21 protein-coding genes are annotated in these 22,208 nt (G+C 32.7%); 13 read left to right on the top strand and 8 right to left on the bottom strand.

The annotated features are described in order from the left end of the window. Positions 1 to 118: 118 nt before the first annotated feature. A complete protein-coding gene (locus LL966_RS05905) occupies positions 119 to 442 on the bottom strand; it encodes a hypothetical protein (RefSeq protein WP_229351179.1) in 324 nt (107 codons plus the stop codon). Between the two features lie 205 nt (positions 443 to 647). Here LL966_RS05905 and LL966_RS05900 point away from each other — a divergent pair, with 205 nt between their 5' ends. After that, positions 648 to 2,621, top strand: a complete 1,974-nt coding sequence (locus LL966_RS05900) for a sigma 54-interacting response regulator (protein WP_229351177.1) — start codon at positions 648 to 650, stop codon at positions 2,619 to 2,621. On the opposite strand, the gene LL966_RS05895 is transcribed toward LL966_RS05900, so the two are convergent. Continuing rightward, positions 2,618 to 3,403 (bottom strand): alpha/beta fold hydrolase, encoded by a 786-nt coding sequence (locus LL966_RS05895; protein ID WP_229351175.1) that lies wholly within the window; start codon positions 3,401 to 3,403, stop codon positions 2,618 to 2,620. The genes LL966_RS05900 and LL966_RS05895 overlap by 4 nt on opposite strands. 285 nt (positions 3,404 to 3,688) lie before the next feature. On the opposite strand from LL966_RS05895, the gene LL966_RS05890 reads away from it, so the two are divergent. Continuing rightward, positions 3,689 to 4,525, top strand: a complete 837-nt coding sequence (locus tag LL966_RS05890) for an alpha/beta fold hydrolase (RefSeq protein WP_229351173.1) — start codon at positions 3,689 to 3,691, stop codon at positions 4,523 to 4,525. A 190-nt stretch (positions 4,526 to 4,715) separates the two neighbouring features. Here the strand turns inward: LL966_RS05890 and LL966_RS05885 are convergent, their stop codons facing one another. Further along, positions 4,716 to 5,396: a metal-dependent hydrolase gene (locus LL966_RS05885; protein WP_229351171.1), complete on the bottom strand. Its 681-nt coding sequence runs from the start codon at positions 5,394 to 5,396 to the stop codon at positions 4,716 to 4,718. 88 nt (positions 5,397 to 5,484) lie between these two features. Continuing rightward, positions 5,485 to 6,915, bottom strand: a complete 1,431-nt coding sequence (locus LL966_RS05880) for an FAD-dependent oxidoreductase (RefSeq protein ID WP_229351169.1) — start codon at positions 6,913 to 6,915, stop codon at positions 5,485 to 5,487. A 170-nt stretch (positions 6,916 to 7,085) separates the two neighbouring features. Between LL966_RS05880 and LL966_RS05875 the strand changes: the two genes are divergently transcribed. The 3 genes from LL966_RS05875 (at position 7,086) to LL966_RS05865 (ending at position 8,672) form a co-directional block, all read left to right on the top strand. Continuing rightward, the gene (locus tag LL966_RS05875; RefSeq protein WP_229351167.1) at positions 7,086 to 7,280 is read left to right on the top strand and encodes a hypothetical protein; all 195 of its coding nucleotides are present in this window, start codon (positions 7,086 to 7,088) and stop codon (positions 7,278 to 7,280) included. 170 nt (positions 7,281 to 7,450) lie between these two features. Beyond that, positions 7,451 to 8,083 (top strand): hypothetical protein, encoded by a 633-nt coding sequence (locus tag LL966_RS05870; protein ID WP_229351165.1) that lies wholly within the window; start codon positions 7,451 to 7,453, stop codon positions 8,081 to 8,083. A gap of 136 nt (positions 8,084 to 8,219) precedes the next feature. Beyond that, complete coding sequence (locus tag LL966_RS05865) at positions 8,220 to 8,672, top strand: hypothetical protein (RefSeq protein WP_229351163.1); 453 nt, start codon at positions 8,220 to 8,222, stop codon at positions 8,670 to 8,672. A 147-nt stretch (positions 8,673 to 8,819) separates the two neighbouring features. On the opposite strand, the gene LL966_RS05860 is transcribed toward LL966_RS05865, so the two are convergent. Next, a complete protein-coding gene (locus tag LL966_RS05860; protein WP_229351161.1) occupies positions 8,820 to 9,401 on the bottom strand; it encodes a helix-turn-helix domain-containing protein in 582 nt (193 codons plus the stop codon). A gap of 684 nt (positions 9,402 to 10,085) precedes the next feature. On the opposite strand from LL966_RS05860, the gene LL966_RS05855 reads away from it, so the two are divergent. The 4 genes from LL966_RS05855 (at position 10,086) to LL966_RS05840 (ending at position 16,113) form a co-directional block, all read left to right on the top strand. Continuing rightward, positions 10,086 to 13,262: a SusC/RagA family TonB-linked outer membrane protein gene (locus LL966_RS05855; protein ID WP_229351159.1), complete on the top strand. Its 3,177-nt coding sequence runs from the start codon at positions 10,086 to 10,088 to the stop codon at positions 13,260 to 13,262. Positions 13,263 to 13,274: 12 nt separating this feature from the next. Continuing rightward, the gene (locus LL966_RS05850) at positions 13,275 to 14,699 is read left to right on the top strand and encodes a SusD/RagB family nutrient-binding outer membrane lipoprotein (RefSeq protein WP_229351157.1); all 1,425 of its coding nucleotides are present in this window, start codon (positions 13,275 to 13,277) and stop codon (positions 14,697 to 14,699) included. A 267-nt stretch (positions 14,700 to 14,966) separates the two neighbouring features. Next, positions 14,967 to 15,569: a murein L,D-transpeptidase catalytic domain-containing protein gene (locus tag LL966_RS05845; protein ID WP_229351155.1), complete on the top strand. Its 603-nt coding sequence runs from the start codon at positions 14,967 to 14,969 to the stop codon at positions 15,567 to 15,569. Between the two features lie 169 nt (positions 15,570 to 15,738). Further along, positions 15,739 to 16,113 carry an oxidoreductase gene (locus LL966_RS05840; protein WP_229351154.1) on the top strand — a complete coding sequence of 125 codons (375 nt, stop codon included), beginning with the start codon at positions 15,739 to 15,741 and terminating at the stop codon, positions 16,111 to 16,113. A gap of 47 nt (positions 16,114 to 16,160) precedes the next feature. Here LL966_RS05840 and LL966_RS05835 read toward each other — a convergent pair whose 3' ends face one another. Continuing rightward, entirely contained in the window at positions 16,161 to 17,624 is a 1,464-nt protein-coding gene (locus tag LL966_RS05835; RefSeq protein WP_229351152.1) for a sialate O-acetylesterase, read from the bottom strand. A gap of 160 nt (positions 17,625 to 17,784) precedes the next feature. On the opposite strand from LL966_RS05835, the gene LL966_RS05830 reads away from it, so the two are divergent. Further along, on the top strand, positions 17,785 to 18,246 hold the full coding sequence (locus LL966_RS05830) for a cupin domain-containing protein (protein ID WP_229351150.1): 462 nt from the start codon (positions 17,785 to 17,787) through the stop codon (positions 18,244 to 18,246). A 14-nt stretch (positions 18,247 to 18,260) separates the two neighbouring features. Next, positions 18,261 to 19,142: a dihydrodipicolinate synthase family protein gene (locus LL966_RS05825; RefSeq protein WP_229351148.1), complete on the top strand. Its 882-nt coding sequence runs from the start codon at positions 18,261 to 18,263 to the stop codon at positions 19,140 to 19,142. A 54-nt stretch (positions 19,143 to 19,196) separates the two neighbouring features. On the opposite strand, the gene LL966_RS05820 is transcribed toward LL966_RS05825, so the two are convergent. After that, positions 19,197 to 19,700 carry an acetolactate synthase small subunit gene (locus LL966_RS05820; protein WP_229351146.1) on the bottom strand — a complete coding sequence of 168 codons (504 nt, stop codon included), beginning with the start codon at positions 19,698 to 19,700 and terminating at the stop codon, positions 19,197 to 19,199. A gap of 465 nt (positions 19,701 to 20,165) precedes the next feature. Here LL966_RS05820 and LL966_RS05815 point away from each other — a divergent pair, with 465 nt between their 5' ends. Further along, positions 20,166 to 21,131 (top strand): YheT family hydrolase, encoded by a 966-nt coding sequence (locus LL966_RS05815; RefSeq protein WP_229351144.1) that lies wholly within the window; start codon positions 20,166 to 20,168, stop codon positions 21,129 to 21,131. Between the two features lie 36 nt (positions 21,132 to 21,167). On the opposite strand, the gene LL966_RS05810 is transcribed toward LL966_RS05815, so the two are convergent. Further along, on the bottom strand, positions 21,168 to 21,650 hold the full coding sequence (locus LL966_RS05810; protein ID WP_229351142.1) for a hypothetical protein: 483 nt from the start codon (positions 21,648 to 21,650) through the stop codon (positions 21,168 to 21,170). Between the two features lie 332 nt (positions 21,651 to 21,982). Between LL966_RS05810 and LL966_RS05805 the strand changes: the two genes are divergently transcribed. Continuing rightward, the gene (locus LL966_RS05805) at positions 21,983 to 22,177 is read left to right on the top strand and encodes a hypothetical protein (RefSeq protein WP_229351140.1); all 195 of its coding nucleotides are present in this window, start codon (positions 21,983 to 21,985) and stop codon (positions 22,175 to 22,177) included. Positions 22,178 to 22,208: the final 31 nt, after the last annotated feature.

Below are 22,208 nucleotides of genomic sequence, written 5' to 3'. Positions count from 1 at the left end.
CTAAGACTTAAAATGTATCATTTTTAAATTTCTGATTTTATCTAATTACTCGCGGATAGAAGTTTTATCTTGAAGCGTCATTTTAGCAATTTCATCTTTTCTCTTGAAAGTTACTCCATTATGTTTTTTTTGATTTTGCAAAAAGCTGTTTGGCAGCCTCAAGATTTCCTTTTTCAATCAAGTCACTTCCGATAAGATAAGTTCCGTCATTATAGCCTTCATCATACGCTAATAAGACAGGAAGTTTATAAGCCTTGCATGTTAAAACCACCGAACTATCAGCATCTATTTGCCCTTGATTTGAATTGTATAAATAGGTCGAGCAAGTTTGTATTAGTAAACGCTTCTTTTTTAAATCATAATTTGCTGTTGCAGGATGATTTTGTGCTTCAGAATTAATTAAAAAAAAGAATATTAAACAAAAAGAATAAAATATCTTCATAGTATATTCAATTATATTTTTATTAAGTTTTTAATTAACAAATATATATACAAACAATCTTATCTCGATGATAAATTAATATGAAAATTAATATTAAATGTGAATTTAATTTATCTATTTTTGAAAATCATTTATTTTAATTGTGATAATTAACTATTTTTGTTTCAATTAATTAAGTGCAAGATAATATAAAATTTATTCACTTATGAAAAACTCGGCCGATAACGGATATGAACCTGTTTCTTCAGTTTTGAAAAAACGAATTTTAATTGTAGAAGATCAATTTATTGAGGCACACGATTTACAGTTAATTCTCGAAAAGGCAAATTATGAAGTGACTGGAATTGCACGATCGGTTGAACAGGCTTTGGAGCAGATTGAGATAGAAAAACCAGACCTCGTTTTTTTAGATATCATGCTAAAAGGAAGTCGAAACGGAATTGAATTAGCGCATTGTCTCAAAGAAAAAAATATCGGATTTATATTCATTTCCGCCAATTCAAGCAAAAGTATTTTAGATCAGGCAAAAACAACTCATCCGTACGGATTTATTGTTAAACCTTTTAGAGATCAAGATGTTTTAACTACTTTAGAAATAGCATTTTATCGTCAACAATATAGTTTAGAATCGCAATTAATGCAGCAATTTCAATTGCAGAAAGAAATTACAGAAATTGTACATTCAAGCATTAAAAAAGAAGATGCCTTGTTGGCTTTTGCTAAAATTATCCAAACTTATATACCTTTTGATTACGTAGAAGCTGGTTTCGTCGCTTCAACGCATTATGATCAGCTTGGAGTTATCCGAAAAAATATAGATTTATATCAGATTGTTGATTTGAAAAAGCTTTCTCAGATTTCGGAAGTTTCTGAAAAAGAGATAAATGAAACCTACAGGAAATCAAAAATTGATAAAAATCCTATTATTTACAGTCAGGAATCGTTAATAAATAACTTTCAGGAAGCACCTATTAAAGCATTGATTGCTCATAATTTCGGAATCAAATCTTATTTGATTTTTCCAATTTCAATAGCAACGATTCAGAGCTATCATTTTACCTTTTATAGTCGAAACCTAAATATTTATACACAAGAAAATTTAAAATTGCTCAGTTCCATAGAACATACTCTTTCTAAGTTCATCAATAAGATTTACTCAAACCAAGAAGTCAGTATGCCTGTCGAAAGAACAGAAATTAAAAAAAGTAAATCTGTGAATATTTCTGAAGGTTTTGAGGGAATTATAGGTAATAGTTCTCAAATGATTTCGGTGTTCAATTATATTCGAAAAGTAGCGCCTTCAGATACTTCCGTTTTAGTTTTAGGAGAAAGTGGCACTGGAAAAGAGAAGATTGCGCAAAGCATTCATGCCTTATCTCCGAGAAAAGATAAACCTTTGGTTATTATTAACTGTGGTGCTATTCCAGAAAATCTTGCCGAATCATTGCTTTTTGGTCACGAAAAAGGCGCTTTTACAGGCGCTATGGACAGAAGAATTGGTAAGTTTGAATTGGCTGACGGAGGTACTATTTTTTTGGATGAAATAGGAGAGATGTCTTTAGAGCTTCAAGTAAAACTGTTGCGTGTTTTACAGGAAAGGGAAATTGAGCGCGTTGGCGGAATGTCATCTCTAAAAATAGATGTTAGAATTATTGCAGCAACCAATAAAAATCTAGAAGAAGAAGTGGCTGCCGGAAGATTTAGAATGGATTTGTATTATCGCTTGCATGTTTTTCCGATCTTGGTTCCGTCATTAAAAAAACGAAAAGAAGACATACCTGATTTAGCCAATCATTTTATTAAAGTTTATAGCGAAAAAATGGGCAGAAAAGCACCAATTCTTTCTGATTTTGCTCTGCAGCAAATTATGAATTACAATTGGCCGGGAAATATCAGAGAATTGGAACATGTAATGCAACGTGCTATTTTATTGACTGATGGAAATACCATTAAGGAAATTGAACTTTCTATGTCGTCGAAAATACATCCTGAACAAACTGCAGAACCATTTTCTATAAAAACGATTTTAGAAAACGAAAGAGATTATATTTTATACATTCTAAAAAAATGCAACGGAAAAATTTCTGGAGCGGGCGGTGCAGCAGAAATTTTAGATATTCATCCTTCAACATTAAATTCTAAGATTAAAAAACTGGAAATAAAAAGAGAAATTAGTTAAGTAATTTTCTCAAGGCAGTTTGTGATAAATGCAGCAATGCATTCCCAATTCTGCTGATTTAAAACAAAATGCTGATTGTCTTTAAATTCTTTGTAGCAAGTAATAGAATGTATGTTTTTGTATTTTTTGAAATTAGCATATTGAATGGAAGCTGCAACAAAATGATCTTCTGAACCCGATAAAAATAAGATTGGAGCGTGTTTTTTCTTGAAATCTATTTTAGCCGAATTGGAAAAAATATCGCAAAAAACGAGTTTTGATTCTGGAATTACGAGTTTTTCATAAGTTGCTTTTTGTTCCTCAAAACACATTTGATTGGTAAAATAATATTGCCATTTTTTGAAAGGCAATAAATAGTTTTTTTTTCTGGAATGAAAGAAATCAAAAGTGCTCCATATCTTTCTGTAATAAGAAAAATTGAAATAAATTAAATTACTCGGCGGAATCGAGTGCATACAAATTCCAGCAGAACCCAAATCTTTTTGAAGCAGTAATTGAGTCAGAAGACCTCCGTAAGAATGTCCTATCAGGATTGGTTTTTCAGGAAGTTTTTCAATAATTTCAGTATAATAATCCAATAAATCTTTTAGCCGAATAGAGGCAATTTTAGAATTGGAATTTGATTGACGCAACGTTTCTGCTGTTTCATTTTTGTAAGGCCATGGAGGTGCTACGGTTTTATAACCTTCATTTTCAAAGAAAGTAATCCATTCTTCCCAGCAAGAATGATTAATAAACGCCCCTGTAATAAACATAATCGTCTTTTTATTAGATAAATACATACTATTTCATCTTTAAGATTATTTTTCAGAAAAGCGGAAGTGGTTACAGAACAAAAACAAAAGGAATGCCTTTTTTGTAAAGTATTGATTATAAAAGCATTCTTATCGTTTATGATTTTGCAGTTATTAAATATCGTTAAAAACTGGATTTAATTATTGAAATATCATAATTAGAAATAGAGTAGCGAACTGTAAATGCTTTGTTTTTAAGCGTTTTCTGATTTGGTTTAATCTTTGCCAATCTCATAGAAAGAATTATTAGACTCCAACCTTTAAATTATAATTATGAAAAAAATTTATGATGCAGAAACACGTTTTGCCGATGCTGGCGATCGTAAAATTGCTTATCGTTCTTATGGGAAAGGAAAAGCAGTATTTTTTGTGAACCGTTTTAGAGGAACTCTAGACACTTGGGATCCTTTGTTTATAGCATTGATGGCAAAAAAGTTCAATGTTATCGTATTTGACTATTCAGGAATTGGTTCTTCTACAGGAAGTTTGACGCCAGATTTGACTGTTGTGGCTAAAGACATTAAAGATCTTGCCGATGTTTTAAAAATAGATTCTATTGTAGTTTTAGGCTGGTCTTACGGCGGACTGGTGGCGCAGGCTGCAACTTTGCTTTATCCTAATCTCGTAACTCATGCTGTGTTGATTGGAACAAATCCGCCGGGACAAAATGAAGTTCCGATAGAACAGGCATTTTTTGACGCGGCTTTGAAACCATTAAACGATTTTGAAGATGAAATTGTTTTGTTTTTTGAACCAAAATCAGAATCCAGCAAATTGGCGGCAAAAGCCTCACACGACAGAATTCATAAAAAAATTGACGTGAAAAAAATTCCGTCAACAATGGATGTTTTTCAGTTGTATTTTGGTGGTGGCGATGGATTTAGAGAAGATGCCTTAAATTTTAGAGAACAAATTAAAAAGACCAAAACACCTATTTTGATCATTTCTGGAGATCATGATATCAGTTTCGCTGTCGAAAATTGGTATTCTTTTTTCAATCAGATGACCAACGCCCAAATGGTCGTTTATTCAGGAACAGGACATGGACCGCAGCATCAATTTCCTGAACTTACTTCAAAGCATATTATCAATTTTGTAAAGTACACATAATCAAATTTAGAATTTTAACCGCGCATAGTAATTTTCTAAATAAAATTTTATGTGTTAAAAGGAATAGTGTCAGCAGCTATTCCTTTTTTTATGTTTTATTTTTGATGAATATGCATTTCGATTTTTAGACGTAATGATATTTCGCTAAAAGATTTTTTTTAGCGAAATATGATGAAGAAAAGGATTAAAATTACAAGTCTATTGTAGTATTTATTTCAGGTAAATAAAGCTCAAGATTGGCATTTTTGAATGCATCTAAAGCCTTTTGATGATCCATTACAATAAAGCCGAAAGTGTCATAATGTACTCCTAAGATTTTATGAACTCCCACTAGTTTTGCAGCTTCAATAGCTTCTTCAATTCCCATCGTTAGTCCGTCGCCAATAGGGAAAATAGCAAAATCAAGTTTGGTAAATTTTAGAATAATCTGCATATCTAAAGTTAATGCTGTATCTCCGCTGTAATAAAAATTTCCTTCTGGAGTTGTCAATACAAAACCGCAGGCAATTCCTCCGTAAGAACCGTCCATAAAACTGCTTGAATGCTGTGCAATAACACATTTTACAGTTCCGAAATCAAAATCAAACTTACCGCCTGGATTGATAGGATGCGCATTTTCAATTCCTTGTTTTAATAACCAATTGTAAATTTCAAAATTTCCGAGCACCTTAGCGCCAGTTTTTTTTGCAATTCGTTCTACATCCAAAATGTGATCGTAATGAGCATGAGAAATAAAAATATAATCTGCTTTTATGGCATCAATATCGACCTCTTTGGCTAATTCATTTGGACTGATAAAAGGATCAAAAAGAATATGTTTTCCGTTTGTAAAAACAGAAAAACAAGAATGTCCGTAATAAGTAACTTTCATGATTATAAGTTTTAATTAGTTAATAATTAGTATTATTTTTTCAAGAAATATGCCACTCAATTTGTGCTCTTACTTTAAGAACATTCCATTACTTAAAATCTTTTTTCTTCAAACAGCGACCTCTTGGTTCATTTCCTTCGTAAAGTACAATTTCAGAATGCAGAAATTCTGCCGCTTTTGCCGAATCTTTTACTTTTACTGCGCTTCGTTTTAGCATTTCTGCCTCAAATTCATTTAAAACACTTTCTCTTATTCCTGCTTTTTTCCAATGCGCTGGCGATTTGCACCCTTTAAAAATTTTACGCGCCAAAGAAAGAGCATCTAATAAAGCCTGATTAGCGCCTTGTCCCTTAAACGGACTCATCGGGTGTGCCGCATCGCCGAGTAAAGTAATTTGTTTTCCTTTTGAAAGCAACTCTGGATTTAGTAATTCTCTATCATAAACGGGATAACCTGAGATTTTATTTTCTTCGGTTGCCATTAAAATTTGCGGAATAGGATCGTGCCATTGTGTTCTGCGAATGGCTTCTTCTTTTAAAGCTTTTGGTCCTTTAGCACTTAATTCTTTTGCCTCTTCTTCTAACATCGGAAAACTAAGCTGCCACATTACAGAATCTGCATCGTAAGGCATAATGTAAATTCGCTCATTGCCATTAGCAGTTTGAAAAACCGTTGCAGAATCTAATAAGGAGTTTTTTAGATCTTTTAAAGAGCTTAATGGGCAAATTCCTAATATTACAATACAATCTAAATAACGTAAAGGAGTTTTTTCATCGCCAATTAATAATCTTCTAACCGAGCTTCGAATACCATCAGCACCAACTAAAATACCTGCTTTTGCTGTTTTTGTTTTTCCGTCCACTTGAAAAGTTAAATCAACGTCTTCGTTTTCAGATGCTGCAAAGCCTATTAACTGATGTTTCCATTCAATCTTATCGTGTCCGCCTAATTGTTCTAATAAAGCTAAGCGTAATGCCTGACGTGCTATGTGTATATTAGTGCGTTTTACCGCTTTTTTTTCTTCTAATTCGAGCCATTTCCTAATTCCCCATTCTCCAATTACCTTTCCTTCAACTGTATGTACCAAATGTCTTGTAGAAACCACACCATCCAACGAAAAAATTCCTAAACCTTCAATTGCTTTGCTGGCTTGCTGTAAAGTAAGTCCGTAGCCTTGAGAGCGCGATTCGAAGTTTTCATCACGTTCGTATATCGTAAACGGAATGCCACGATGAAGGCAAGCTACAGCTAAGGCAACTCCGCCAATTCCGGCACCAATGATAGCGACATGAGGATACGTTTCTTTATTTGGAATAACAGGAATTGCAGAATCAATTAAACCAGATCCAGAACAATTTTGACAGATAATTTTTGGTGCTTTAGGACGAACAGGAGCTGTTCCTTCACGATTATTTTTTTCAAATTGGTCTAATGCCGTTTGGTATTGAAGCCTTACTTTTTTAGTGAGTCTTTGGCTTTTCTTACCTTGTCCTTGACATTCTGGGCAAACAGTCCACATATTGGTATCATTTTTTAATGCTACAAAATTAGAATTATTTTTTAGAAGAAATTTTAAGAGCCTGAAAGAACTTGTTCTACAGTGTTATTTTATAATTTTTAGAAAGGATTGTATAAGTTGAGAATAAGCAATTTAAAGTAATTTTAAAAAACATTTTAAAACGTAAAATTATGAAAACAAATAGCCCAACTCCGAACAATAATAATAAGAGTGATTCTCATAATCGAAGCGATACAAGAAAGCATCAATACCGAGATCACGATGAAGTTTTGACAAATGATGAAAACTACGATGCGGACAGCAAAAAGTTTAAAGGTGAAGAACCAGATTTTGATGATAAGCTGAATAACGAAGAAAAAAAATAGAAGTTAAAAACGTCTCCATCTTTTTGGAGGCGTTTTTCTTTTCGTGCAAATGTTAAAATTTGGTTTTTTTGATAAAAATGAAGAAGTAAAAAAAAATATAATTTGATTTTTATAGATTTGTAGAATCTCCCAAAAGCAGTTGGGAGACAAAAAATAAATTAACAAAGACAATGAAATTCGTTACTTCACTATTTTTTCTGTTCCTATTTGTTTGTTCAAATTCTTATTCGCAGTTAAGTTCAGATAAAATATTTGAAAGCTTTAAACAGGGAGAACGCACCAATTGTTCTTCCATTGCTTTTATTAAAGCTTCTTTAAATGTTTATGGATTGGACAATCTTTTCGTAAGTGAAAAATTAAGCGATGATTCCTATAAAATAACATTAAAAAATAACGCTTCATTCAATTTGAATACGGACGAATTGAAGAAAGCCAAAGTATCTGCTGATTTTGTTTTTATAAAAGATAATGTCGATAATGAAAAAATTGTCGATTATGCCGTTTTGACTTACGCCGTAATGGCAAAATACAAACAGATTATTGACAAACAATCTACTTTTGATAAAGCACTTGAAGATCTTGAAGATGGTTCTGTTTATACCCCAACAATCTATAAATATTTAGGTTTTAAAATAGGGAAACAAGTACAAAAGCTAAAAAGAGAATCTGGAAGTGAATTTTGTGGCGTAGTGGCATGGTCAACCGCGCATGCTGTTTTTGTGTGCGAAGATTTTATGGACTATTACGGTAACAGAAAAAGTATCTATATAAAATATCCTGGACGCTTCAGAATTATAAAATAATCCAACAAATATTCCTCTCTTTTGTTATAGAACGACTTAACAGCAATTTAAACTAAAAAAATAAAATAATAAACTTGTAATTTAAGTTAAATTATATACTTTTGCTGTGATCCAATAACCAAATCTACTTAAAACAATGAAAAGTAAAATTTTTTTACTAAGTTTTCTTTGCTTTTTAACGACTGTGGCTGTTTCAGCACAAGCAAAGAATGCACCTAAGAGTATTATCAGTACAACAGCCATAATCCGTAAATACCACGATCAGAAAGAATTGGCGGGTATGCAAAAAGGAGAACTTTTAGAATTGTACATCGAGCGTATCAAGGTTTTAGTAAAAACGTTGCCTTATATTGCTTTGGTTACTAAACCAGGTGTTACAATGGCAGACTTAGGTATTCCAGACGACAATGACCATAAAAAAGTATTAGACGGACAAGCAGTGGGTACAACAACTTTCTTAGAAACAACTGTAGAGTTTCAAAGAAAAATGATGCCTTACTCTGATAAAGGAAATTTAATTGCTGCAATTTTGTTTTACGAAAGCACATTAAAATCTTTACATGAGTTTAATGAATTGAACGAAATGTAATATTTTATACAACATAAAAAAAACTCCAAAGTTTATTCTTTGGAGTTTTTTTTTTATCTAAATTTCCTGAAGTATCACTCTTTATATAGAAGAAAAGAACTTTAGTATTTTATTAAAAACTCTAAAATTGATACATTATAAAGATTCTTAACTGTTTTTATTATCTGTATTATTCTGAACATAGGTAATAAACGTTAGGGGAGAAACACCTGTATTTTTTAAACGTAATAGTAAATCTGCTATGAGAGGCAAAACAGCTTGATCGGCGAGATAACTGATTTTATATTTTAAGTTCGAATCATCATTTTTTAAACGATCAATACTATAATTTATTCTCAGCTCATTGATATAAGCGGCAAAATCCTTTGATTTGTGTTTATTAATAACATACGATAGATAACGATGATTTACATTTAATTCTGCTGTAACAGAGTTTAATGACAACATCTTATTTAGAAAAGAAAATGATTTTTCAAACTCTTTTATACTTTCTAAAATACTGTTTTCAGTTGCTTCTAACATATATTCTCTGGTAATTTCTTTCTTTTGTTCCGTATCGGTTTCTGTCTTTTGAATTGGTTTTGCATTATGAATAAAATCTCTGATTTTTTTGTAATCCTGTTTTCTTTTAAAAATGTAAATCTCTATTGTACAAAAAATAGAGAACAGGCAAATTTCTATAATTATAAATTTGTTTTTTTCATATTGAGATTGATTATTTAAAACCATTATTTGATACTTTTTTTATTTCTTAATATGAAAACTTTAGTAATGAAGTTTTGAAAAAAAAGACCCAATCACTGTCATAAATTTCATGATATTGATTGGGTCTTTCTTTATTTAAAAAGCTTTAAAAGTTAAAGAAAAGCATAAATCCTACTATTTTTTTAATAAAAAACTTACGCATCTTAAATTTTTTAAAATAATACAACAGTCTAGTTTTCTGTGTTTTATAATTACTAAAACGTTTTTGTTAACATTTTTTTTGCAAAAAGAATGCAAAAAATTTTCACATTAAAATTTTTAATTTACTTTTGTTCTATCAAATTAGTAGAATTTAAAATAATGAGCACTTTAAGATTACATAGTATCGATTACACTTCTCAAAAAACAACATTAAGCATGTCTTGCTATATGTGTTGGTGCAGTTAAAATTCTCCACTTCATAAAAATCACTCAAATTTTCTAATAAGATGAATCCTTTAAGGAGGTGCAATCGTGTATAAAAGCCATTTTAAAAAGTAATAACCAAAAAAAAATAAAAATGAAAAAACGAATGTGTAGATAAAAAGAAAACCATTCCTGCTGGAACAGAAATGGTGAAGCTTAAAGAAATTGTACATCTCTAGAAGAAAGCGAAAATAGAATAAATCTGTTTTCTGCTTACTTCATTTATTAAACTAAAACAAAGTAATGAAAAAAAAATTAGAAAGATATACATGGTTATGTATTTTGTTGATTTCCATTGGAGTTAACGCACAAGAGACCAAGCCGTTAATTCAGTCAAAACTCGAAGGAATCGTAATTGATGCTGCCACAAAAGAGCCTGTTATTGGCGCTTCGATTAATATAAAAGGAACTACACACGGTGTTCAAACAGATTTTGATGGAAAATTTTATTTCCAAACAGGACAAAAGTTTCCTTACACTTTACTCGTAAGTTTTTTAGGTTACAAAAAAGCAGAAGTTGTAGTCGATAAAAATGCAGTGGTAATCGAACTTACAGAAGAGCAAAATCAATTGTCAGAGGTAGTGGTTACTGCTTTAGGTATTTCAAAAGAAAAAAAATCCTTAGGTTATACGACTCAAGCTCTAAAAAATAGAGATATAGCTGAGACAAAAGAAACGAACTTTTTAAATAGTTTAAGCGGAAAATTAGCGGGTGTTCGTATCACAAACTCTCAGGGAGATATGGGATCTTCTCGTATTATTATTCGTGGAGAAACTTCGATTGCAGGAAATAACCAGCCATTATTTGTGGTAGATGGAGTTCCTGTAGATAACTCTCAGTTAGGAAGTGTTGGTGGAGCAACTCGTGACTTTAAAAATGCAATTGCTGATTTAAATCCGAATGACATTGAAACGTTAACTGTCTTGAAAGGACCGAATGCTGCGGCGCTTTACGGATCGCGTGCAGCACATGGAGTTGTTTTGATCACTACAAAATCTGGAAAGAATCAGAAAGGTTTAGGAATTACATTAAATTCTGGTATTACAATCTCTCAGGTTGCTACATTGCCAAGTTTCCAAAACTCATACGGACAAGGTTCAAACGGAAGATTCAGTTTTGTTGATGGAAAAGGAGGAGGTATCAATGATGGAGTTGATGAAAGCTGGGGACCAAGATTGGACGGTCGTTTAATTCCGCAGTTTTTCTCAAACGGTCAGGCAGTGCCTTTTGTGGCGCATCCAAATAATGTAAAAGATTTCTTTAATACTGGCGTTACTTACGATAACAGTATTTCTGTTGCCAGATCAGATGATAAATCAGATTTCCGTTTAGGAGTAAATAATCAAAAACAATTGGGAACGGTACCAAATAGTGAAGTAAATAAAACAAACTTTACCATTAATACCAATTACCAGATTTCAAAAAATATTAAAGTCGGAGTAACAGGTAACTATATTACGACTAATGCTCCAGCTTTACCAGGTGGTCCATCAGGTAACCGTGCTGCGGGTGTAATGCTTCAGTTTCTTTGGTTTGGTCGTCAGGTTGATATTAACCAGCTTCAAAGCAACAGAGATGTTAACTGGAACAATAGTTACTATAGCAATCCGTATTGGAATGCTTATTACAATACTACAAGCCAGCAGCGTAATCGTATTATAGGTGATGTTCACTTAGACGCAAAATTGGCTGAGGGTCTTAATTTCAGATTCCGTACAGGAGTTGATTACTATAATGATAGAAGAAAATATACGATTAAATATGGTACAAATGGAACGCCATTCGGATCGTATGCAGAAGATGCTTACACGGTAAACGAACAAAATACAGAAGGTATCTTTACTTATACCAAAAAACTAACAGATGATTTTAGTTTAGATGCTCTTGCCGGATTTAATATTCGTAATCACAGCGATGCAAACAACTACCAAAAAGCGCCACGTTTGGCAGTACCAGATTTGTATACATTAACAAATTCTAGAGATCCGTTAACATCATCAAATACATTATCTAGATTAAGAGTTTACAGTGCTTATGCTTCGGCACAATTAGGATATAAAAATTACGCTTATTTAAACTTAACAGCGCGTAATGATTGGTCGTCTACATTACCAAGCAGTAACCGTTCTTATTTTTATCCTTCGGTTAATGGAAGTTTAATTTTGACTGAAGCGTTGAAAATTAAAAGTAATACACTTGATTTCTTGAAATTGCGCGGTGGATGGTCTGAAGTAGGTAATGATGCAGATCCGTATCAATTATCAACTATTTACAATTTCCAGACAGCATTTGATGGAAATCCAATTCAAACTTCTTCACAAAAGAAATTGAATGAGAATTTGAAACCAGAAACAACACGTTCTACAGAAGTTGGTTTAGAAGCTACTTTCTGGAAAAACAGATTGCATTTTGATGTTGCTTACTACAACACGAATAGTTTCGATCAGATTTTAGAAATCAAAACAACGGCTTCTAGTGGTTATAATTCGCAATTAATCAATGCTGGTAAAATAAACAATAGCGGTATCGAAATTCAATTGGATGGAAGCCCTATTCAAACTGAAAATTTCAAATGGAATATTGGAGCAAATTATTCTAGAAATAGAAGTAAAGTGGAGATTTTGGATTATGCAAAACAGATTCAGAATTACACAATTGGTTCTTCAGGAGGAGTTGATGTTTTGGCATCTGTTGGACAAGCTTATGGAGCACTTTACGGAACGGCTTATTTACGTGATGCTAGCGGAAATATTGTAGTAGGAGCAAACGGATTGCCAAAAGCTGATCCTACGAAGAGAGTTTTAGGACATTATACTCCAGACTATCTTGCTGGTGTTACGAATACTTTGACATACAAAAATTTAGAATTATCATTCCTTGTTGATGCTAGTGTTGGTGGTGAAATTTTCTCAGGAACGAACAGAACTGGTACTTACACAGGAGTACTAGCTAATACACTTCCGGGACGTGGTGCTGAAAATGGTGGTTTAAATTACTATTTGAATGGTACTACTAAAACTTTGGTTAACGGAACAGCGCCTAGCGGAGCAACTGTATATGATGATGGTATGATTTTTAATGGCGTGTACGAAAATGGAAGTCCAAATACTACGGTATTAAGTGCTCAGGAATATTACAAAGCTTCATACAACATTAGCGAAGCTTACATATACAGCTCAACTTTTGTAAAAATGAGAGAAATAAAATTGTCATATAATTTTACAAAAGCATTTGCTAAAAAACTGGGATTAGAAGGAGCAAGTATCACAGCAGTGGGACGTAACCTTTTCTTTATCTACAAAGATGCACCAAATATCGATCCTGAAACTGCTTTCAATACAGGTAATGCACAAGGTTTGGAGAGTTTGGCTTTGCCAACAACCAGAAATTTCAGTCTTAATGTTAATCTTAAATTCTAAAAACACGAAATCATGCTAAAAAAGCTATCATATATAATCTTATTCGGATTGACACTGACCTCATGCAGTGATACATTGGATGATATTAATAAAAATCCAAATGCGACTGAAACTCCGTTGGCGCCTTATTTGCTAACAGGAACATTAAAGCAAGGTGCTGACTTATATTGGGGTTCAACCAATAACTTCGATTCGTCTTTGCTATTTGTACAGCATTGGGCTAAAATCCAATATACTGAACCAGACAGATACGATGTTTCGAACACTTCATTCACTTCTTTATGGAATACAGGTTACGCAACCTTAATTACAGATTTGAATACAATTATTAATTTTCCCGCAGAACAAGCCAATTCAAATTATAAAGGAATTGCTTTATCGCTTCGTTCTTGGACCTTTTTATTACTGACAGATGCTTATGGAAGTATTCCGTACAAAGAAGCAGGGCAGAAAGTAACGCCGGCTTATAACACTCAAAAAGAAGTGTATACAGGATTACTTGAAGATTTGAAACAAGCACAATCTTTGTTAGGTACAGCAAATGGTGCTGTTACAGGTGACTTGGTTTATAAAGGTGATATTGCAAAATGGAAAAGATTTGTGAATTCACTTCGTTTAAGAATTGCATTAAGAATTTCTGATAAAGAACCTGCTTTAGCTAAACAAGCTGCTATCGATGCAACAACTGATGCAGCAGGAGTTTTAAGCAGTAATAACGATACTTTCAAATTTACATACATTAGTTCACCACAGCAGAATCCAGCTTCGGCTTGGTTTGAAACTCGTGATGATTACCGTATTTCAAAAACGATGGTAGATAAATTAAAAGAATTCTCAGATCCGCGTTTGCCAGTTTATGCACAGTTACCATCAGATGCAACTGTTGGAACATATGTTGGAGGCGGTAACGGATTATCAAACAGTGATGCGAACAGCCAAGGTTTTGCTAAAACTTCAAAACCAGGAACATATTTCTTGACTTCAACATCGCCAGCGGTAATTTATTCGTACTCTGAAGTATTATTCAATCTTGCCGAAGCAGCTGCTAGAGGTTTCATTTCTGGCGATGCAGAACAGCTTTATAAAAATGCTATTACAGCATCATTTAATCAATTTGGTATAACCGATGCAACAGCTATCGCTACTTATCTAAATAGAGCAGACGTAAAATACGATACTTCAAATTACGCTAAATCAATTGGCACACAGAAATGGATTGCCTTTTACGGACAAGGTTTAGATGCCTTTACAGAATGGAGAAGATTAGATTATCCTGTATTAACAGCTGGTCCAGCTACGGTTTTGGACGGAAAAATTCCTTCTCGTTTCTTTTATCCTGGAACTGAACAATCATTAAATGGTACGAGCTATCAAGCTGCGATTGCTGTTCAAGGGAAAGATTTATTGACTACAAAACTATGGTTTGATGCTAAATAAATTGTAAGTAAAAAGTTTATTTACAGACAAAATCAATCTATTACCTATAGCCCTGCACCATTAATTGGTGTAGGGCTTTTTATTTGGTAAAAATGTTAAAGTCAGATTTTTAAAGAGAATTTTAACAGTTAAGTATCGCATTTTCAAATATTTATTATATCTTTAACATTCGATATGGGAATTGTATAAACATTCCGTATAATTTTGCAGCATTAAAGTATGAATAGACACCCAAATCTTTTTTTAACTTCAAACAATTGCCTTTATATGAGAATATTTTTTATGGCACTGCTTCTTTCTTTAACTTCCTTTACAACCTACAACGTAATGGATAAGAAAGATATTTTAGACGAAATTTCATTCGCAAGACTTAATGAGCATGTGAGCGAAATAAAAACATTTACTAAATCCAATCACAAGTTCAATAGCAAAATTGCTTTTCTTGTGGATATGAAAATCAAATCTGGAAAAAACCGTTTCTTTGTTTACGACCTTGAGAAAAATGAAATTATTGACCAAGGTTTAGTTGCACACGGATCTGGCTCTGAAACTGGAATAAAAGGCGATATCCTTCAATTTAGTAATACACCAAATTCTAATTGTACTTCTTTAGGAAGATATTCTGTAGAGAAAGCTTACAATGGTGTGTTTGGAAAAGCTTTTAGACTTGCAGGCATGGATGAAAGCAACAGTAACGCCATGAAAAGAGCTATTGTATTGCATAAATACAGAGAGGTTCCTACTGATGAACAAGGATATTACATTATCAACAGTCATGGTTGTCCAATGGTAAGCGAAATGTTTTTCAAGAGATTAGAAAAAATCATAGAAAATTCAGATTCAAAAATCTTACTTTCGGTTTACTACTAGATTTTAAAAAAAATATATAGAAAAGAGCTTTTAAAGCTCTTTTTTTGTTTTTAGTGATTTGTTATTTTCTCTGATAGTTAGCTTTAATTGAAATTACCAAAGCTGTTGCATTGGCGGTAGGAAAAGAAAAGACAGGAGTGAGGCTTTCTCCCTTTATTAGTTTTAAGACATGAATGATCGCGAAATTTTAGAAACTATCATGTTGGCTGCAAAAGCTTTGAATGAAATTGATATTGTCTACATCCATCTGTGTGAAGCAGATTGGGATGATGCACCTCAAATTCCGAATGATTTTAGAGTAAAATTGCGATCAAATTTTGATAATACGATTATTGCGACTGGAAACAAGACACCTAACGAAGGAGAACAATTAATAACAGATAATCTGGTAGATTTAATTGGTTACGGCAGAAAATTTTTAAGCAATCCAAATTATCCCGAAAGGGTAAAACAAAATGCTCTATTAAATGAAATTTCAGATAATCATACTTTGTTTGGAGAAGGTACGGCTCGAGGATATGCAGATTATCCTTTTCTAACTTAAAACTTTAGATGAAGAAATCTGTTCTTCATCTAAAGCCCCTGCAGCTTTTACTGAAAAATTTTTTCCCACGGATTGTCCGTTCGGAAAGGAACAGCTGGTAATCCTTCTTTGTTTATGAAATTAGATTGTGCGGCTTCATTCCATCCGAAACGGGCAGAAACCGGATTAGTAATTTCAGGTGCAGAAAGAATAATTTTGTCTCCTTTTATTTCTGCTTGCGCTTTTACAAATTTTCCATCGTTTCCGGCAATTGCAAACCAATTAAGCGGTTTTCCATCGCGACTTGCTAAACCGCTTCCTATCTCAGAAAAAGTAATTTCTATAGTATTATCAATAGTTTTCATTTTTTTGTAAACAGGCCCAGACCAAATAATATTTTTTTGTCCATACGTTTTATTGGCGGCAAGAAGACTTAAACGACGCCCAATTTCCCATTTATATCCAGGATGTAAATCGGCTATACTATCGACTAAATCAGTAATAGCAATTGTATTGGTGTTTTTTAAATGCAAAGCAAGTTTTTGCGATTCCCAAAATTCTGGAAGCTGTTCTGGGCTATGAGGGCGTTCGTCTTTGGTAGTTGAATAGGCGTAAGGAGCAAGCTGAACAAAGTTAAAAGGTAAATTTTTATCGTTCCAATCATTTCGCCAGCTTTCTATTAAGGTTTTAAATTTGTAAGCATAACGAATATTTTCGTTCAGAAAACAATTCGATTCTCCTTGATACCATAAAAAGCCTTGCAGCGTAAAAGGAATTAAGGGCTGTATCATGGTATCGTAAAATTTTCCGGCATCTCCGCCATCAGCGCTTAGTTTATCTAATATTTTACCGTTTTTCATCTTAGGGGCTATTTCCAATTTAGAAGCCTGAATCCAAGGTTCAATTCTGCTTCCCGGAACTGCGGCAGAAATCATTCCGATAGGGACGTGTAATTTGGCATATAAATTTTTAGCAAAATAATATCCAACAGCAGAAAAATCTACTAAAGGTTTTCCCATTGCGGCATCCCAACCTAAATGTTCAGGGCTTGGATCCATATATTTTCTGCGATCCAAAAAAATACGGATATTCGGATTGTCTGCTTTATTCAAATCATCTTCTGGCGGTTTATAGCCCTTTACAGCGGTTTCATATTTACTGTATTTTCTCATGGCATATTCCATATTAGACTGACCAGAACAAAGCCAGACTTCGCCAATTAGAATGTTTTTAAGAACAATAGTATTTTTCCCCGTTATAGTCATTTCGCGAGGACTAAAAGACGCTTTCATTGGTTTCAATTTTAAAGACCATTTGCCTAATGGGTCTGCAATCGCAGTTTTATTTTGTCCAGCAAAATTTACCGATACTTTTTCACTAGGACTTGCCGTTCCCCAAATTGATACTTCCTTTTTTTGCTGTAAAACCATATTGTGTCCCAAAATTTTTGGAAGTGTAATTTGGCCGAAAACATTGAAACTTAAGACAAGTAAAATGCCTAAAAACGATAAATTCAATTTATTAGAACTCATTTTTTCTTTTTTGAATAGTTTCAAAAATAGAGAAATATAGTTTGGCAGCTGTCCTGTTGTAACTGGACTAGGTAATAATATTAAAACTGTATCATTTTGGTGTTCCAAGGTCGCGTTATTTTTGTCTCGCAATAATGCAAGAACTAAAAAAATAATCACTATGGAAACGAACGAAAAAAAATTCTCTTCAAAAGATTTTCATCAGACTTTTGCTAGACCAAGTTTTACAATGCCTGATAAATTAATTCATCGTAATGTTGAAAATGCAGGTGAACACAACCAATTTTCAACAGAAAGAAAACATCCTGTATTTTTTGTAGATCTGCCAAGTAAGAATGTAAGTATGACAATTGGCGGATTATTGCCAGGGCAATTAACCAATAGACATAGACATACTTATGAAACACTTCTTTATGTAATTGAGGGTTCAGGTTTTACCGAAATTGAAGATCAAAAGGTAGAATGGAAAGCAGGTGATGCTGTTTATATTCCGGCTTGGACCTGGCACAGACATCAAAATTTAAGTGATAAAGAAAATGCAAAATATATTGCCACTGAAAATGCACCGCAGTTGCAGAATTTGGGAGTAGCATTAAGAGAAGAAGAAGGCAGAGACTTATAAAAAAAAAGAATTACATGAAAGACACAAAATTCAAAGGCATTATTGCTTATCCGATCACACCATTTTATGCAAATGAAAAAGTAGATATCATTTTATACAAAAAACTCTTAGAACGACTAGTAGTATCTGGTTCTCATGTGGTAGCGCCATTAGGAAGTACAGGAGTTATGCCGTATTTAAATGATGAAGAAAAACTGGCTATTACAACCGCCACAGTTGAACAGGTAAAAGGAAGAGTTCCGATTCTGGCAGGTGTATCAAATCTTACTACAGAAAGAACTATTTTTCACGCAAAGGAAGCAGAAAAAGCGGGAGTAGATGCCGTAATGATTATTCCGATGAGTTACTGGAAACTTAGCGATGATGAAATTGTTAAACATTATGATGCTGTGGCTAAAGAAATTTCTATTCCGATTATGGCTTATAACAATCCTGCAACCGCCGGAATTGATATGTCACCGAAATTGTTAAAACGACTTTTAGAAATTCCTAACATTACGATGATTAAAGAAAGTACTGGCGATGTGCAAAGAATGCATTATTTAAAGAAAGAATTGGGAGACGATGTTGCTTTTTACAATGGGTCAAATCCATTGGCTTTATCTGCTTTTGCCGCTGGTGCCACCGGATGGTGTACGGCTGCGCCTAATTTAATTCCAGAATTGAATTTAGATTTATATGAGGCCGTGCAAAAAAACGATTTAAAAGAAGCTCAAAAAATATTCTACAAACAGATCAATCTATTAAAGTTTATAGTAGAGAAGGGATTACCAAGAGCAATAAAAGCAGGGTTAAATCTTCAAGGTATAGAAGGAGGACAATTAAGAAAACCTCTTCAATCTCTAGAAAAAGAGGAAATTAATCAGCTTCAAGCTATTTTGAATGCTCTTCAATAATTTATTAAATGTAAAAAGCCTGCAAATTTTTATTTTGCAGGCTTTTTTTATGTCTTAAATTTTATTGAATCCTGTGCCAGATTTAGCAATAGCAATTCTAGAACTTTGTAGAAATTCGACAAGATCAAATTTTTTAAGTTCTCTAATTAAATTGATGTTTTGAAGTTCTTGGACAGTATATTCAAATATCGTGTAAGTGCTCTCAACAGCAAGATGTTTAGCATTGTACTTTCTTAGTAAGTCATTTAATTTTTCATTTAAAATAATTTGATCTGTTGGAATTTTAAACAAAACGACCTGTGTCCAAACAATTTCGTCATTAGTATTATAACAGCACTTGAAAACTTCAATGATTTTTTCAATTTGAAGTGCCACATTTCTAACTGCTTCAAGAGTTTCGGTTATTAGAATAGTGTATTTGTAAATTTCATCAGTTTCACAAAGCGAAATATTGAGGCTTTCGATTTTAATATTTCTTCGCGTAAAAACGAGAGCTATTTTATTGATTAAATCAAAACGGTCTTCAGTGTAAATTGTTAAGGTGTATTGCTCTTTCATTTGCTGTTTTTTCAAATTTGTTTTAGGGTTGATTTCATTTTGAGGTTAAAAAAAAACCTTTCTCGTTTTGACTGAGAAAGGTTGATTATAGACAATATAATTCCGACTCGTCAAAAGAGACAGGTAATAATAATTGCGCTAATAATAATTGAAGTTAAATTTTTCATGTTTTGTTAAATAAAAAAACCTCCCTGTTGAGGGAGGTTTTTAATTTATAGCTGTAAACTTAATTAAAAAGACACTCCTCACAATTATCGCTGATAATTGAGATGATGCTAATACTAATTGTAATTAAGTTTTTCATTTCTTTTTTTATTGAATGGCAAATGTAATTAATTTTATGTAACGGAAAATTTTATTTTAAAATTGATTTGTTTTTTTAGCGAAATAAAAAGCCACTATTCAAATAGATATTAATTGATTTCTTAAATTTGTTATAGGGACTTAAAAAAAAAACTTTTCATCATGCCAATAATTGAACAGTCAGATTATAATTTTCCTTCTATAATGCATCGAAACAGGCATATTTCTACAATTTATGCCGCTTTGTTCAAAAAGTTTGATGTTCCGCAGTACACAAGAGCTAAGCACGAGCTAAATGATGGAGATTTTATTAATATTGATTTTGTTATTAATGACTCCAAGAAAGCCGTTATTTTATGTCATGGTTTAGAAGGAGATTCTAGAAGAACGTATAATAATAGCTGTGCGACATATTTTCAGCAAAAAGGTTTTTCGGTTTTTGCTTGGAATAATAGAACCTGTGGCGGAGAAATGAACCGCCTTCCGAGACTTTATCATCACGGTGCTGTTGATGACTTAGATGAAGTCGTGCAATTTGTTTTGAACAAAGGATTTGAGGATGTTTATTTAATCGGATATTCGATGGGAGGAGTTCAGCTTTTGAATTATTTAGGCTGGACAAAAATTGATATGCGCATAAAGGCAGCTGTTTCGATTTCGGTTCCCACACACATTGCCACAAGTGCTGAAGTACTTAAACAAGGTTTTAATAGAGTTTACTTGAAAAATTTTACAATTGATATTAAAAGGAAACTTAAATACAAAGCGGCACAATTTCCCGACTTTATCAATAGCGATCAGATTGACAAAATTACTTCTTTTGACGAAGTAGATCAGTATTTTACAGCTCCACTTCATGGTTTTGCCAGTCGCGATGATTATTATGAGCGTGTTTCTCCAGAATTTTCTCTGATCAATATTACCACGCCAGTTTTGATTATCAATTCGCTAGACGATCCTTTTTTAGGAGAAAGATGTTATCCAAGAGCTATTGCTCAAGAAAGCGCTTTTGTTTACCTCGAAACTCCAAAATATGGAGGTCATTGTGCTTTTCCTCTCAGAAATTCGACTTATTCATACGCAGAAAAGAGAGCTTTTGATTTTTTTGAATCTTGTAAATCAGCATAGCTTTCATTACAGCTAATTCACAAGTGCTTTCCGATTTTATTTTGCAGTTTTTTGTAGCTCAAGCTCTACTTTAAATTTGCCGTAATACGGATTTTCTGCCATTAAAGAATGTCCGATTACGAGGATAGTATTTCCTTTTTGGTTAAGTTGAATTTTCAATTCCATTCCAAAAGGTCCGTCAGAAGTTTTGTCTGGAAAAATAATCTGATTGAAACGAATATTGGCTCTTTCTTTACTTGGAATGATTTTACCATTTAATGTGCCCAAATCTTCATTTTTAAATTTAATATATACTTTAGAATGAATAGAATCTAAAGAGCTTTCAGCTGTAAGTGTCTGTTTTTCGTTTTTTAAGCTAATAAAGATAGTATCGCCTAATTGTTTGCTTTCTTCTTTTTTAATCTCGTTATTTTTCTTTACATAAACAGAATCTGGAGATGAAACAGTTGTATTCTTGTTTTCTTTTTGTTGACAAGAGAAAAAGAAAATGGCGATTATAATTGTGATATAATTTTTCATAAATGATCCTTTTATTGAAACATTTCAAATTTAGCTCTAACTAAGAAAAAACTGTTATATAATAGCCAATCTGTTTTGCAGAATCTAAATCTAAAAAAGTGTTAACCAGTAATTTTGATTAGAACATTTCGCTTTGCTTATATTTTTACATCTTCTTAATAATCCGTTTGAAAAGTGTGGTTTTTTCCTATAGTTCTTGGCGATTTCTGTTTGAATGATAATATTATTTTAAATAGAACTTAAAAGATAAATCAGCTTCATTGAATAAATTTGATAGAAATGCAAACAGACTTTTTTCTATTTGCATTTTTAGCCCCAAATATTTTATTTATATGAAAACGATTCAGTTTAGAACCGATGATCTCACGCAGTATACCATTAATATTGCTCAAATTACCTGTATGTTTTCGGCACAAGAATCCTTAGGAACTTGGATTTATCTAAGCTGCGGAACTCGCCTTAAAACATTGCTGACACTTGATTTAGTTTTGGATATGATCAATAAGGCTACCAACGAAACAAATTAATTTTTTCTGTCCTTTTATTTTTCAAAACAAA

Source organism: Flavobacterium chungbukense, assembly GCF_020805785.1.
In the GTDB taxonomy this organism is placed as follows: Bacteria; Bacteroidota; Bacteroidia; order Flavobacteriales; family Flavobacteriaceae; genus Flavobacterium; species Flavobacterium chungbukense.
The sequence above is the reverse complement of the archived record's forward strand: the minus strand, read 5'-3'. Positions and strand labels throughout refer to the sequence as shown.

Excerpts from the sequence above, each read along its gene's own strand:
- LL966_RS05905 (WP_229351179.1), bottom strand. The coding sequence starts at position 442 with ATGAAGATATTTTATTCTTTTTGTTTAATATTCTTTTTTTTAATTAAT.
- LL966_RS05900 (WP_229351177.1), top strand. The coding sequence starts at position 648 with ATGAAAAACTCGGCCGATAACGGATATGAACCTGTTTCTTCAGTTTTG.
- LL966_RS05895 (WP_229351175.1), bottom strand. The coding sequence starts at position 3,403 with ATGTATTTATCTAATAAAAAGACGATTATGTTTATTACAGGGGCGTTT.
- LL966_RS05890 (WP_229351173.1), top strand. The coding sequence starts at position 3,689 with ATGAAAAAAATTTATGATGCAGAAACACGTTTTGCCGATGCTGGCGAT.
- LL966_RS05885 (WP_229351171.1), bottom strand. The coding sequence starts at position 5,396 with ATGAAAGTTACTTATTACGGACATTCTTGTTTTTCTGTTTTTACAAAC.
- LL966_RS05880 (WP_229351169.1), bottom strand. The coding sequence starts at position 6,915 with ATGTGGACTGTTTGCCCAGAATGTCAAGGACAAGGTAAGAAAAGCCAA.
- LL966_RS05875 (WP_229351167.1), top strand. The coding sequence starts at position 7,086 with ATGAAAACAAATAGCCCAACTCCGAACAATAATAATAAGAGTGATTCT.
- LL966_RS05870 (WP_229351165.1), top strand. The coding sequence starts at position 7,451 with ATGAAATTCGTTACTTCACTATTTTTTCTGTTCCTATTTGTTTGTTCA.
- LL966_RS05865 (WP_229351163.1), top strand. The coding sequence starts at position 8,220 with ATGAAAAGTAAAATTTTTTTACTAAGTTTTCTTTGCTTTTTAACGACT.
- LL966_RS05860 (WP_229351161.1), bottom strand. The coding sequence starts at position 9,401 with ATGGTTTTAAATAATCAATCTCAATATGAAAAAAACAAATTTATAATT.
- LL966_RS05855 (WP_229351159.1), top strand. The coding sequence starts at position 10,086 with ATGAAAAAAAAATTAGAAAGATATACATGGTTATGTATTTTGTTGATT.
- LL966_RS05850 (WP_229351157.1), top strand. The coding sequence starts at position 13,275 with ATGCTAAAAAAGCTATCATATATAATCTTATTCGGATTGACACTGACC.
- LL966_RS05845 (WP_229351155.1), top strand. The coding sequence starts at position 14,967 with ATGAGAATATTTTTTATGGCACTGCTTCTTTCTTTAACTTCCTTTACA.
- LL966_RS05840 (WP_229351154.1), top strand. The coding sequence starts at position 15,739 with ATGAATGATCGCGAAATTTTAGAAACTATCATGTTGGCTGCAAAAGCT.
- LL966_RS05835 (WP_229351152.1), bottom strand. The coding sequence starts at position 17,624 with ATGAGTTCTAATAAATTGAATTTATCGTTTTTAGGCATTTTACTTGTC.
- LL966_RS05830 (WP_229351150.1), top strand. The coding sequence starts at position 17,785 with ATGGAAACGAACGAAAAAAAATTCTCTTCAAAAGATTTTCATCAGACT.
- LL966_RS05825 (WP_229351148.1), top strand. The coding sequence starts at position 18,261 with ATGAAAGACACAAAATTCAAAGGCATTATTGCTTATCCGATCACACCA.
- LL966_RS05820 (WP_229351146.1), bottom strand. The coding sequence starts at position 19,700 with ATGAAAGAGCAATACACCTTAACAATTTACACTGAAGACCGTTTTGAT.
- LL966_RS05815 (WP_229351144.1), top strand. The coding sequence starts at position 20,166 with ATGCCAATAATTGAACAGTCAGATTATAATTTTCCTTCTATAATGCAT.
- LL966_RS05810 (WP_229351142.1), bottom strand. The coding sequence starts at position 21,650 with ATGAAAAATTATATCACAATTATAATCGCCATTTTCTTTTTCTCTTGT.
- LL966_RS05805 (WP_229351140.1), top strand. The coding sequence starts at position 21,983 with ATGAAAACGATTCAGTTTAGAACCGATGATCTCACGCAGTATACCATT.